Source organism: Micromonospora sp. AMSO31t (assembly GCF_008868175.1).
In the GTDB taxonomy this organism is placed as follows: Bacteria; Actinomycetota; Actinomycetes; order Mycobacteriales; family Micromonosporaceae; genus Micromonospora.
Window position 1 is genome coordinate 1 of record NZ_WBKT01000020.1, and the last position, 12,557, is coordinate 12,557.

9 protein-coding genes and 2 pseudogenes are annotated in these 12,557 nt (G+C 75.2%); 2 read left to right on the forward strand and 9 right to left on the reverse strand.

Translation table 11 applies throughout. The features are described 5' to 3' along the window. Positions 1 to 30 precede the first annotated feature (30 nt). From F8274_RS07325 to F8274_RS07345, 5 genes are all read right to left on the reverse strand, one after another. Positions 31 to 756: an FAD:protein FMN transferase gene (locus tag F8274_RS07325; RefSeq protein ID WP_151461568.1), complete on the reverse strand. Its 726-nt coding sequence runs from the start codon at positions 754 to 756 to the stop codon at positions 31 to 33. 91 nt (positions 757 to 847) lie between these two features. Next, on the reverse strand, positions 848 to 1,432 hold the full coding sequence (locus F8274_RS07330; protein WP_151461524.1) for an FMN-binding protein: 585 nt from the start codon (positions 1,430 to 1,432) through the stop codon (positions 848 to 850). A 13-nt stretch (positions 1,433 to 1,445) separates the two neighbouring features. After that, the gene (locus tag F8274_RS07335; RefSeq protein WP_151461525.1) at positions 1,446 to 2,861 is read right to left on the reverse strand and encodes a ferric reductase-like transmembrane domain-containing protein; all 1,416 of its coding nucleotides are present in this window, start codon (positions 2,859 to 2,861) and stop codon (positions 1,446 to 1,448) included. Further along, entirely contained in the window at positions 2,858 to 4,231 is a 1,374-nt protein-coding gene (locus F8274_RS07340; RefSeq protein WP_225853652.1) for a DUF1501 domain-containing protein, read from the reverse strand. The genes F8274_RS07335 and F8274_RS07340 overlap by 4 nt, the downstream gene beginning before the upstream one ends. 14 nt (positions 4,232 to 4,245) lie before the next feature. Then, complete coding sequence (locus tag F8274_RS07345; protein WP_151461527.1) at positions 4,246 to 6,273, reverse strand: DUF1800 domain-containing protein; 2,028 nt, start codon at positions 6,271 to 6,273, stop codon at positions 4,246 to 4,248. Between the two features lie 451 nt (positions 6,274 to 6,724). Between F8274_RS07345 and F8274_RS07350 the strand changes: the two genes are divergently transcribed. Further along, a complete protein-coding gene (locus tag F8274_RS07350) occupies positions 6,725 to 6,982 on the forward strand; it encodes a DUF3040 domain-containing protein (protein WP_151461528.1) in 258 nt (85 codons plus the stop codon). 21 nt (positions 6,983 to 7,003) lie between these two features. Here F8274_RS07350 and F8274_RS07355 read toward each other — a convergent pair whose 3' ends face one another. The 3 genes and pseudogenes from F8274_RS07355 to F8274_RS32550 all read right to left on the reverse strand — a co-directional run. After that, positions 7,004 to 7,924: an SWIM zinc finger family protein gene (locus F8274_RS07355; protein WP_192579741.1), complete on the reverse strand. Its 921-nt coding sequence runs from the start codon at positions 7,922 to 7,924 to the stop codon at positions 7,004 to 7,006. Beyond that, a pseudogene (locus F8274_RS07360) lies at positions 7,921 to 10,530 on the reverse strand (DEAD/DEAH box helicase); the annotation flags it as partial. The pseudogene F8274_RS07360 and the gene F8274_RS07355, both read right to left, overlap by 4 nt. Before the next feature lie 65 nt (positions 10,531 to 10,595). Then, positions 10,596 to 11,070: pseudogene (locus tag F8274_RS32550) on the reverse strand (ATP-dependent helicase); the annotation flags it as partial. Between the two features lie 63 nt (positions 11,071 to 11,133). Here F8274_RS32550 and F8274_RS07365 point away from each other — a divergent pair. Further along, positions 11,134 to 12,006 carry a carbohydrate kinase family protein gene (locus F8274_RS07365; RefSeq protein ID WP_151461530.1) on the forward strand — a complete coding sequence of 291 codons (873 nt, stop codon included), beginning with the start codon at positions 11,134 to 11,136 and terminating at the stop codon, positions 12,004 to 12,006. A 6-nt stretch (positions 12,007 to 12,012) separates the two neighbouring features. Here F8274_RS07365 and F8274_RS07370 read toward each other — a convergent pair whose 3' ends face one another. After that, positions 12,013 to 12,534, reverse strand: coding sequence for a DinB family protein (locus F8274_RS07370; protein ID WP_151461531.1), 522 nt, complete (start codon positions 12,532 to 12,534; stop codon positions 12,013 to 12,015). Between the last annotated feature and the right edge of the window lie 23 nt (positions 12,535 to 12,557).

Here is a 12,557-nt window from a genome sequence, read left to right on the forward strand (position 1 = left end):
GCCCGCTGCGCTGACCCGCGTCCCGCGACGTCAGGTGCTCACCGGCAGGGCGCGGGAGTGCCGGAGGCGGCCGTCGTCCGTCACCACCGCGTGCCGCCAGGGGGCGGGCAGGCGGTCCAGCCAGCCGATGCCGGGCTCGCCCATGGCGACGGCGGCGGTGGCGTAGGCGTCGGCGACGCCGAGGTCGGGGCCGACCACGGTGACCGAGCGCAGGCCCACGGCCGGGGCTCCCCGGCGCGGGTCGACGACGTGGTGGCCGCGCTCGTAGACGCCGGAGGTGGCGACCGCCAGGTCCGTGCCGGTCAGCACGAGGCAGGTGGCGGCCGGGTCCCAGGGGTGCCGGACGCCGATCCGCCACGGGCCGCCGGTGGCCGCGTGGCCGCGTACCCGGACGTCACCGCCGGCGTTCACGCAGTGGTTCGGGGCCCCGGCCTCGACCAGGCGGTCCGAGGCCACCTGCGCGGCCCAGCCCTTGACGTAGCCCGACGGGTCCAGCCGCCCGGTGGCGTACGCGTCGAAGAAGCCATCGGTGCCGGTCCACAGGTCGGCGCAGCGCTCCAGCACCGCCCGCAGGTCGGCCGACGCCCCGGCCAGCGGCAGCTCGCCCCGGTCCAGCCGGGACACCTCGCTGTCCGCCCGGTAGGTGCTGAACCGCGCGTCCACCTCGCGCAGCCAGGCGAAGGTGCCCTCGGCCAGCTCGTGCAGGGTCGCGGCGGGCAGGTCGTCGGCCAGGTCGAGGCTGATCGCCGTACCCATGATCTGCTCGACCCGGCGCAGGCCCGGCCTCATGCCGCGCCGATCTCCGTTCGCGACTGCGGGGCTCGCAAACCCGGCCCACTCCTCGCGCTCACGCCTTGTCCAACGCGGCCTGGAGCGACTGCTTGTAGGCCGTGCTCGTGTAGGTGGCCCCCGACACGGTGTTCAGGTTGGCGCTCTGCTTGGCGACCACCTCGCCCGAGCTGCCGCTGTAGCGGGCCTGCACGTCGTCGGCGCGCAGGCCCTCCTGACCGCCGACCGGCATGTCGAGGCCGGTGGCGTCGACGATCCGGCTGCCGCTCAGGGTGATCTGCACCCGCAGCGAGCCGTAGCGGTAGGCGACCGTCGGGCCGGTCACCGTGCGGGTGGTGACCTTCGGCGCCCGGGTGGTGGTCCGGGGTGCGGCGGTGGTGGCCCGGGCGGTGGTGCCGCCGCGGGTGCCCGGAGTGCGGCTCGCGCCCGCCCTGGCGGTCGGCTTCGCCGACGCGCCGGGCCGGGCGGAGGGGGTGACGCCGCCCGGGGTCGGCTCGGGAGCCGCCGCGCCGGCGGAGGCGACGGGGGCCTGGGCGACCGGCCGTTCCTGGGCGGCCTGACCGGTGCCCGGTGCGCCCTTGAGCACCACCAGCGCGGTGGTGCCGGCGGCCAGGCCGGTGATCGCGAGGAACGCGCGACGCATGGGCGGGGCCTCTCTACAGCTCGAAGGTGGCGAGGTGGATCTGCCGGCGCGGCACGCCGGCCCGGCGCAGCACCCGGACCGCCTCCTCGACGAGACCGCCCGGGCCGCACAGGTAGACGTCGCGCCGGGTCAGGTCGGGCACCAGCCGGCGCAGCCCCTCGGGACTCATCACCTGGCGGGGGCCGGGGTCGTCGCGGGAGCCGACGACGTACCAGACCGAGGTGTGCCGGGCCTGGGCGAGCCAGTCCAGCTCGTTGTGCAGCAGCACGTCGGCCGGGGTGCGGGCGCGGTAGATCAGCGCCGCCCCGGGCGGCAGCTCCTCCAGCATGGCCCGCAGCGGGCCGATGCCGCTGCCGCCGGCGATCAGCAGGGCGCGTTCCCGGGTGCGGTGCGCCGCCGTGAAGGTGCCGGACGGTCCCTCCGCCCAGACCCGGGTGCCCGGGGTGAGATCCCGCAGGTCGGCGGTGTGCCGGCCGACGACCTTCACGGTGAGCCGCAGCCAGCGGCCGTTGCCCGCCGCGGAGAGCGAGAACGGGTGCGACTGCCACCAGCCGCCGGGGTTGAGGAAGCGCCAGCGGAAGTACTGCCCGCCGAGCAGGTCGATCTGGTTGAGCCGGTGCCCGGTCAGGTAGATCGAGACGGTGTCCGGGCTCTCCGCCACCACGTCGGCGACCCGCAGCCGGTGCCGCAGGTTGAACCGCAGCGGGGCGATCAGCCGCCCCCACACCAGCGCGGCCACCACCAGCAGGTACGCGGCGATCCAGCCGGTGCGCACCGGCCCCGGCTCGTAGAGCTGGGCGCCGTTGCCGAACTGGTGCCCGTAGCCGAGCAGCAGGGCGAGGTAGCTGGTCAGGTGCAGGTGGTACCAGAGTTCGTAGGGCATCCGGCGACGGATGCCCCGGACCGCCGTGAGCCCGACCGCCACCATGATGCCGGTCGCCACGAAGGCGGAGACCATGTCCTCGTAGTGGGTCAGCAGGGCGCCGACCTGGCCGAGGATCGAATTGCGCTCCAGCCGGGCGTAGCCGACCACCAGCAGCGCCAGGTGGGCGAGGACCGCCACCAGCAGCGTGGCGCCGAGGTCCCGGTGCACCCGGGACAGCCGCTCGCCGCCCAGCCAGCGCTCCAGGGCCCCGAGCCGGCTCATCATCAGCACCTGCACGAGCAGCAGGTAGCCGGCGACCAGGCCGGTGATCCGGCCGGACGCGGTGAGCACGTGGGTGGTGTCGGCCAGCGAGCCGGGCGGGGTGGCGAGCCACCAGGGCAGGACCGCGGCGACCAGGCCGAGCCAGAAGGCGGCGGCCAGCACCCGCCGCCCGCCGGGCCCGCGACGCGGCCGGCCCGGCGGCACGGGGGCAGCCGGACGGCCGCCGTGCGGGGCGGGTGCCCCGCTGCGACGGCCGGCGGCGTAGGTGTCCTGATACGTCACGCGTACAACTTCACGGGGGTGTATTTCTGCCGGGGGAAGACCTTGTCCACCTGCGCGGTCGTCAGTCCGAACCGGCCCTGCGCGACCGACCCGTAGACGTTGAACATGTTGTTGTACTCGGGTACGTCTCCGCTGTCGAGATCGTTCAATCCGTTCCAGGTGCCCAGCAGCGAGCCGGCCAGCTTGCGCCCGGACAGGATGGTGACCACCCCGCCGTGCCCGTGGTCGGTGCCGCCCTGGTTGGAGGCGACCCGCCGCCCGAACTCGCTGGACACCATGACCGTCACGTCGGCGGCCCGGTCACCGAGGTCGGTGAAGAACGCCGCCATGGCGTTGGCCAGTTCGTTGAGCCGGCGCCAGAGCTGGCCGCCCTCGCGGGTGCCCTGGTTCTCGTGGGTGTCGTAGCCGCCCATGCCGACCGTCGCCACCCGGACGTTCGCCCCGCCCTTGATGAGCTGGGCGAGCTGCTGGAAGGCGTACCCGACGCCCTCGTACTTCACCCCGGCGGCGGCCGCGTACGGCTTCGCGGCCAGCTTCTGCGCGGTGGCCAGCGCGCCCATCCCCTCGCTCACCGCCTCCTCCACCGGGTGGTTGATCCCGGTGAACAGGCCGCGGATCGCCTTCTCGGTGGCGGCGCGGAAGCGGTCGTCGCCGTTGAGCCGCAGCTCCCCGACGCTGTTGAGGGAGATCGCGCCGTTCACGCCGACCAGCGAGCGGGGCAGCGTGCTGCCGATGCCCACGCTGCGGAACGCGGTGCCCTTGCCGAGGGTGTCGACCAGGCTGTCCAGCCAGCCCCGGCCGCCGGTCTCACCGGGCAGCCCGCCCAGGTTGCAGGCGTCGGCGGCCTGGAAGTGGCTGCGGGACAGCCGGGGGTCGGAGACCGCCGGCACGAAGCCCAGCTGGCCGGCCTTGAGCCACTTCTCCAGCGGGGCGAACGCGCTGGTCAGCTTGAAGCCACGGCCGAGGGCCAGCGAGTCGTTGCCGAGCAGCAGGTCCGGGCGGGACCTGCCGAGCACCGGGTCGTCAGCCGGGGCGACCAGGCTCAGCCCGTCCAGCCCGCCGTAGAGGAAGACGTGGATCAGGGTGCCGGTCTTCGTCGCCGCGAAGGACGCCGAGGTCGTGACGAACTGGGCGGTGGCCAGGGCGGTCGCGGTGGCCGCCGCGCCGGCGACGAAGGTACGGCGGGTGACGCCCCGGCCGTCCTGCTGGGCCTCCTCCAGCTCCTCCAGCCGGCGGTACCGGTCCGCCTCGGCGGCGTTCTCGGCCGCGACGATGTCGGCCTCCGCGCGCAGCAGCGCCTCGGCCGGGTTGTCGGCCAGCCGCCGCAGGTCGGGGCATTCGGGGTGCAGGGGGTACGGGTTCACGGTCATCTCCATCGAATGCCTCACCGGAGGTGGTGCTGGGGGGACGCGAGGATCGTCCGCGCGACCGCGGCGATGGCCCCGTTGAAGGTGGCGTCGACCTTGGTGCCCGCCGACACCCCGGCGACACCGAGCACGAGGGCCTTCTCCTTGGCGCTCAGCTTCTGGTGCACGAGCCGCTGGGCCAGCGCGTCCACGTACGCCCCGGCGGTCGCGGGCGGCTTCGCCACCAGCTTCTCCGGCCGCACGTAGGTGAACTGCTTGCGGTAGGCGGCGATCAGGTCGCCGGCCTCGTTCCAGCCGTCGACCATGGTGCCGGCGGAGGTCCAGGCCACGTAGACGTCGGCGTAACCGTCCGGGGTGGGCTTGCCCATCGGGTACTGGCCCAGCTCGCGCATCTTGTCCTGGACCTGCCGCAGCCCCTGCGCGAACGGGGTGCGCCGCTTGTCGCCGTCGAAGCCCGCGGACGCCTCCGGCCCCACGCCCAGCGACCGGTAGGTGGCCACCAGGTACTCCATCGGGCGGCGGACCTTCTGCCCCACGGAGGCCCAGAACTCCGACGAGCTGAACAACGTGGCCAGCACCGGCCGGATCTGCCCCTTGTTCGTCGTGTACGCCTTGGCCAGCCGGTCCACCAGCGACTTCGGCGGGGTGTCCGAGACGAACCGGGTGGCGAGGCTGCTCGCCACGTACCGGGCGGTCGACGCGTGCAGCGCGATGTAGGTGATGTACTGGTCGATCACCTTGTCGGCGACCTTCGGGTCGGTCGAGTTGTTCGCGTGGCTGAACCCGAGGATCTTCACCTTGCCGACGTAGTGCCGCTCCGGGAAGAACCGGTACCTGCCGTCGGCGACGCCCCGTCCGGTCTGGAGCATGGCGGCCTGGCGGACGTCCTTCTCGGTGTAGCCGCCGTCGACGCCGACCGAGTAGAGCTCCAGGTTCTCCCGGGCCAGGTTCTCGTTGACCGCGTCCTTGCGCGAGTCGGTCTGGTTCAGGTAGATGAGCAGCGCCGGATGCTTGTTGGCGGCCACCAGCATCTCCGGGTAGCTGCCCAGCGCGTGCTTGCGGATGACGTCCTGGTCGAAGGAGTTGCGGTAGATCTCGCCGCCGTCGAAGTCGGCCGCCACGTGCAGGAAGTCGTTCCAGAAGTCGACCATCACCTCGAAGAGCTGGCGGTCCGACCAGATCTGCCGGGCGATGGTGGCGTCCACCGTCTCCCGCTCGGGCTGGGCGCCCCGCTCGTTGAGCTGGTCCCGCTGGTCGCGGAGCTGGGTCGGGGTCAGCTTGAGGGTGGGCAGCTCGGCCAGCTTCAACTCGGCCTTCGTCGGCGCGATCTTCTCCGGCTGGAGCTGCTGGCGCAGCCAGTCGTCGATGCCGAGCCGCTTGATGTCGGCGAGCACCTTCGGCGTCGGGCCGAAGGTGGTCCGGCTGGCCAGGTGGCGGATCGGGTCCTTGGCGAGCACCGTCTTGACGGTCACCTGGGTGGCCGCCGCGGCGGCCGCCGGGCTGGCGAAGACCCGGCCGCCGGAGGGCGCGTTGCGCTTGAGCGCCGCGCCGGCCCGGGAGCCCATGTAGCTCTCGTTCTGCTCGGTGTAGGTGCGCACCGTGCTGGGCTGCTGGCCGCTCGGGCGGGCGGCGGTGCCGTCGGTGACCACGGTGCCGGTCGCGTCGCCGGCCACCGCGTCGTCCGAGAACAGGCCCCGGACCTGCGGCGACAGGAAGGCGGCACCGCCGGCGACCACCGCGGCGCCACCGATCGCGGCGAGGGCCCGCCGGCGGCCGCGGCGCGGCTCGTCGCCGTCGTCGTCCAGGTTGGGCAGTCCCGGTGCGGGCGGCGGGGCGTACCCGCCGGACGGCTGGGGGTAGCCACCGGCGAAACCGTCGGGCCCGACCCACTGCGGGCCGGACGTCGGCGCCGCGGGGGTGGTGTAGCCGCCGGGACCGGCGTACGGCATGGCGTTGTCGCGGTACCCGTCCGGATGGGGGTGCTGGTATCCGTCCCAGCCGCGATCGTCCCGAGGGCGACGCGGTGGCACGTTCAGGTCGGCCATGTAGCTTCCCGTTTTCTTCGAGCGCCGGCACGCCTGCCACCCGGGGGTGGGCGGAGGGGCGGCGACGGTTGCCGGAGGAGTTGCTACGGGAAAGTAGCCATGCGTCTCCGGGCGCTCAAGACGCGCCGATTGCACCCGCGAGGGCACTTAAGACGGTGCTCAGGCCGCCCGCCGGGCGGCCGGCGCGACGGTCGGTGCGCGGCGACCTCCGGAGCAGGGCCGACCCGGGCGGTCCCCGCCCGGACGTGACGTTTCCGCCCCTCGCGACGCTGCTGGCGGCGTTCAACCACTGAGGGAAACTTAAGGCACGGATAAGCCTGTGCTGAGGTCTCCGGCCGGTGCGTGCGAGCCTGTCCGGCCCCGCCGAAAGTAGCGGTGGGAGCAGCGCGTGACCCGCCTCCGTTCCGGGTATGCCGCCGAACCGCTGAAGCCGTGAGGGGAAGGCACCGCCATGCTCAGCAAAGAGGATCAGCGCAGGTTCGAACAGATCACCCGCCAACTGCGGGAAAGTGACCCGCAGTTCTTCGCCCGGCTCGACCACCGGGCCCGGGGCCGCCGAGGCCGGTACCTGATGCTGTTGACGATCGTGCTGTGGGCCTCGCTGCCGGCGATGACCGTACTGGCCGGACGGCTGGCCGGCGCGATCTGCGCCGTGGTGCTGGTCGCCAACGCCGGCCTCATGTGGCGGTTCCGCCGACGCTGGCTATGACCGCGGCGCCGCCGGCGACGGTCAGCCCGGGTCGTCCGACCCGGCCTCGCCGCGGCCGAACACCCGGTACGCCCGGCGGAGCCGCTCGACGAGGCCGGGGCCGCCGATCGCGGCCCCCGGCGGACCGAGCTGGCGCAGCAGCAGCTCCGGTCCGGTGGCCAGGGTGGGCGGCCGGTCCGGCAGCGCCACCGGGGACACCCAGAACCGGTCGACCTCCTCGTCGGGAGGGACCGCCGGCAGCCCCACCAGCACCCGACCCGCACCGGCCACGGGCCGCGCCCGCCCGGAGTCCGCGCCCGGCCCGTCCGGGGCCACCACCGGGACGGCCGGTGCGGCGGCGCCGCGCAGCGTACGCAGCCGGTCGAGCAGCTCGCCCCGGGACCGCCCGCGCCAGTGCAGGAGCTGGAACGGGTCGGCGTCGAACGCCTCCGCGAGCAGGTAGAAGGTCGCCGCGAGGTGCTTGCACGGCACCGCGAAGTCGGGGCAGCCGCAGCGCTGGTCCAGCTCGCCGACGGCGGCCGGGAAGAGCGGCGCGCCCGCCGCGGCGAACAGCTCCTCCAGCTCCGCCGGCAGGTCACCGGCGAGCAGCCGGGCACTGAAGAACGCCTGCCCCGCCAGCTCCCCCTCGACCCGCTCCCACACCCCGTCCGGGTACGCGGCCAGCCCGATCCGCACCGGGTAGGGATCCGGCCGGGACCCCTGCACGCTGGCGGTGACCAGCCCGGGCGCGACGTCGAGCCGGAGCACCTGCCCCCGGCGCGCGTACGCCCGGCCCCGGGTGAGCCGGGTGCCGAGCGCGAACGACTCCAGCACCTCCAGGAAGCGGCGGGACCACCAGGAACGTCCGATGGCGCCCCTGGTGCTGCGCGCCTTCAGCCCGCCCTCCACCCGCCGCGGCGGGCCGAACTCGGCGAAGCGCGATCCTCCGTCCGGTGTGGTCACTCGACCACCGCCCCGGACTCCAGCGCGAACAGCTCGCGCAGGGTGTCGGTGGACAGCTCGGTGACCCACTGCTCGCCGCTGCCCACCACCCGCTGGGCCAGGCTCCGCTTGTCGGCGATCATCGCGGCCACCTTCTCCTCGACCGTGCCGGCGCAGACGAACTTGCGGACCTGCACCCGGCGGCGCTGGCCGATCCGGAACGCCCGGTCGGTGGCCTGGTCCTCGACGGCCGGGTTCCACCAGCGGTCCACGTGCACCACGTGGTTCGCCGCGGTCAGGGTGAGCCCGGTGCCGCCGGCCTTCAGGGAGAGCACGAAGAGCGGCGGGCCCGCCGGGGACTGGAAGCGGGTCACCATGGCGTCCCGTTCGGCCTTGCCCACCCCACCGTGCAGGAGCAGCACCTCCCGGCCCGTACGCGCCGACAGGTGACCGCGCAGCATCCCGCCGAACTCGGCGTACTGGGTGAAGAGCAGGGCCCGCTCCCCCGCCGCCAGCACCTCGTCGACGATCTCCTCAAGCCGTTCCAGCTTGCCGGAGCGGCCGGGCAGGGCGGAGCCGTCGTGCAGCAGCTGGGCGGGGTGGTTGCAGACCTGCTTGAGCCGGGTCATGGTGGCCAGCACCAGCCCGCGCCGTTCGATGCCGTCGCTGGACTCGATCTTCGCCATCATGTCGTCGACGACGGCCCGGTAGAGCGCCGCCTGCTCGGCGGTGAGGTTGCAGAGCACCTCCATCTCCAGCTTCTCGGGCAGGTCCGTGATGATCGACGGATCGGTCTTGAGCCGGCGCAGCACGAACGGGCCGGTGATCCGGCGCAACCGCTCGGCCACCTCGGCGTCGCCGTGCCGCTCGATCGGCTCGGCGAACGTCTTCTTGAAGGTGGCGGCCGGCCCGAGCAGGCCCGGGTTGGCGAACTGCATGATCGACCAGAGGTCGGCCAGCCGGTTCTCCACCGGCGTGCCGGTGACCGCGACGCGGTGCCGCGCGGGCAGCGACCGCACCGCCTCGGCCTGCCGGGTGGAGGCGTTCTTGATCGCCTGCGCCTCGTCCACCACCACCCGGTGCCAGTCGATCCCGGCCAGCTCGTACGCGTCCCGCGCGGCCACCGAGTAGGTGGTCAGCACCAGGTCGGCGGCGTGCACGGCGGCGGCGAACGCCTCGCCCCGGGCCCGTTCGGCGCCGTGGTGCACGTGGACCCGCAGGTCCGGAGCGAACCTGGCCGCCTCCCGCTGCCAGTTGCCGACCAGCGACATCGGACAGACCAGCAGCGTGGGCCCGGCCTCCGGCGGGTCACCGGCGAGCAGCGCGAGCAACTGCACGGTCTTGCCCAGCCCCATGTCGTCGGCGAGGATCCCGCCCAGCCCGAGCGACTGGAGGAAGGCCAGCCAGGCCAGGCCCCGCCGCTGGTACGGCCGCAGCGTCCCGGCGAACCCGGGAGGCGGGTCGGCCGGGCTGAGCCGCCGCTCCGCCTCCCCGGCCAGCAGCTCGCCCAGCGCGCCGTCCGCGGCCACCTCCAGCACCGGCAGCTCGCCGGGGCGGTCGGCCCCGGCCAGCCCCATCCGCAGCAGGTCGGCCACGGTCAGCTCGCCGGAGGAGCGGAGCAGCCGCAGCCCGGCCTCCAGCCGCTGCGGGTCCAGCTCGACCCAGCGGCCGCGCAGCCGGACCAGCGGCGACTTCAGCTCCGCGAGCGAGGCCAGCTCCTCGGCGGTCAGCGGCTGGTCGCCGAGGGCCACCTCCCAGCGGTAGTCGACCAGGGCGTCCATCCCGAGCCCGCCGGCGGCGACGGCCACCGTGCCGGGCGCGGTCCGGCTGCGCGCCCGCAGCCGCGCCCCGAGGCGGGAGGAGGAACGCCGCCACCAGGAGGGCAGCAGCACCCCGAAGCCCGCCGCGTGCAGCACGGGCGCCCCCTCCCGGAGGAACCGGTGCGCGCCGTCGGCGTCCAGCTCCATCCCCTCCGGCGTGGCGGTGCGCAGCGCGGCGTCCAGCTCGGGCCAGAGGCGGCTGGCCCGGCCCAGCTCGGCCAGCAGGGTCTCCTGGGGGTCGACGCCACGGGCGGCGAGCGCGGGCGCCGGCCGCTGCCAGATGTGCGCGGCGTCGATCACCAGCCCCGGCTCGTCGGTCGGGTGCAGGCCGAACTCGACCCGCCAGGCGCCGCCCTCGACCAGTTCGGCCACCGGGTCTGCGGCCGGCTCGACCAGGCGGAACGCGGCCCGTACCGGGCCGCCGGCGGCGTCGCGCTGCCAGGCGTCCAGCTCGGCCCGGAGGGTGTCCAGGGCGGCCGGCTCGGCGGCGAAGGCACGCTCCGGGCCGGTGAGCGCGGCCAGCCAGGCCGGCACCGGCCCGCCCGGGCGCATGCCGCGGGGCAACCGGGTGTCGGCGAGTGCGGCCCGGGCGGCGGCGTCCACCAGCGCATCCAACGCCCCGGCCACCAGGTCCCCCAGCTCGACGTCACCCACCACCGTCACATGGCCGGGGCCCGCTTCTGTGGGTGCGGAGGCGACGGGGTGCCACCCGCGGGCGGCGCGGGCGGCCGGGGGCAGGGCGAGGGCCAGCGAGCGGGCCCAGGCCGCGTCCGTGCCGGTGAGCAGCGGACGCCAGACAGCGGAGGCGATCACCACGTCCGAGTCGTCGACGGCCCGCAGGCCCCGCGGCCCACCATCGGCGCGAGTGGCGTCGACGCCGGGAGCGGAACCGGCGACGCACGGCAGCAGCCGGCCGCGGGTGACCAGGTCGGCGGCGAAGTCGGCCAGTTCGGCCAGGTGGCGCAGGCTCGCCCCGGCCACCGCCTCCTCCGGTTCCAGCGCCCGGAGCAGGGCGAACGCGGCGTCCGGGGCGTACACCAGGGCGGGAACCCGCCAGCCGGCGCGGGTGACCGGGCCGCGGACCGGTTCCCCGGCGGCGGTCCGGACCAGCTCGGGTGAGTCCAGCGGCGAGCCGGCCCGGGTGGGCAGGTCGAGCAGCACGGCGGCCGGCGCGCCCGGCGGGCCGCCGAGCGCCGCGGCCAGGGCGGCGTGGTGGGCGGCGAAGGGGTGCGGCCGCTCGCGCGGGGCACGGCCCGGCCGGCGGGGCGCGCGGGCCGGACGGGTGCTGTCCTCGGCCCAGACGGCGAGCCCGCGCCCGGACAGCCACAACCCGTGGATGACCAGCACGCACTCCCCCTCGACGACGCCCGGGGCCAGGATAGGCGGCCGGCGCGGACTACTGTCGGCGCCATGGTCGATCTGCTCGTGATCGGCGGGTTGGGCGTGGACATCCGAGCCCAGGTGCCCGCCCTGCCGCTGCCGGCCGCCGACTCGCTGGCGGTGCCGCCGATCGAGTTGCGGGTCGGCAACACCGGGGCCGGGGTGGCGCTGGCCGCGCACGCGCTCGGCCTGCGGGTGGCCCTGGTCGACGTGATCGGGGCCGACCCGGCCGGCGACGTGGTCCGGGCGGCACTGGCCCGCACCTCGGTACGCGCCGTGCTGGCCGACGCCCCGGCCGGCACCCGCCGGTCGGTGAACCTGGTCGACCCGGCCGGCCGGCGGATGTCGCTCTACGACCCGCGCCCGTGGTCCGGTCCGGCGCCGTTCGGCGAGGCGGAGCTGGCCGGGCTGGTGCGCGGGGCGGCGCACGTGCACGTGTCGATCATGGACTGGGCCCGGGACGCGCTGCCGACCGTGCGGGCCGCCCTCGGCGCCGGGGTGTCCCTCTCCACCGACCTGCACGACTGGGACGGCGAGAACGACTACCACCGGCCCTTCGCCGAGGCGGCCGACCTGGTCTTCGTCAGCGATGTGCGGCTGGGCGACCGGGCCGGCAAGGTGGCGGCCGGGCTGGCGCCGCGGACGGTGCTGGTGACCGGCGGGGCGGCCGGCGCGACCCTGCACGGCCCGGACACGCCGCCGCTGCACGTGCCCGCGACCACCCCACCGGCAGCCGTGGTCGACACCAACGGCGCGGGCGACGCGTTCGCCGCCGGCCTGGTCGCGGCCCGGCTGCGCGGCGCCGGCCCGCTCGACGCGGCCCGCTACGCCGCCCGGGTGGCCGCGGCCGCCTGCACCCACGACGGCATGGAATATCCGGCCGGCCTGCTGCCCCGGGACTGAGCCCGGTCAGATTGCCCCGGTCTCGCCGTCGGTCAGCTCGCGCAGGATGTCGGCGTGGCCGGCGTGCCGGGCGGTCTCCTCGACGAGGTGCACGAGCACCCAGCGGAGCGACACCTCGCCGAGCTGCGGGTGCGGCACCACGTGGTCGAGGTCGAACCGGGCGGCGACGGCGCGGGACCGGGCGCAGGCGGCCCGGTAGGCGTCGGCCAGCCCGTCCACCGTCTCGCCCGGGTCGAGCGCGAAGCTGGCCTCGGCGTCGGCCTCGCTGGTCAGGTAGACGTCGCCCGGCTCGGGGGCGAACAGGCAGGGCAGCCAGTTCCGCTCCACCAGGGCGAGGTGTTTGAGCAGCCCGGCGAGGGTGGTGCGGGAGGGCACCAGGCGGCGGGCCGCCTCGGCGTCGGTGAGGCCGCGCGCCTTGCGCAGCACCGTGGCCCGGTGGAAGTCGAGGAACGATTCGAGGATCGCCCGTTCGTCGCCCGTACGGGCGAGGACCGGACCGAGGGTGGGGTCGATCGTCGGTTCCGCCATCCCCGGAACCTAGTCGCCCGGCC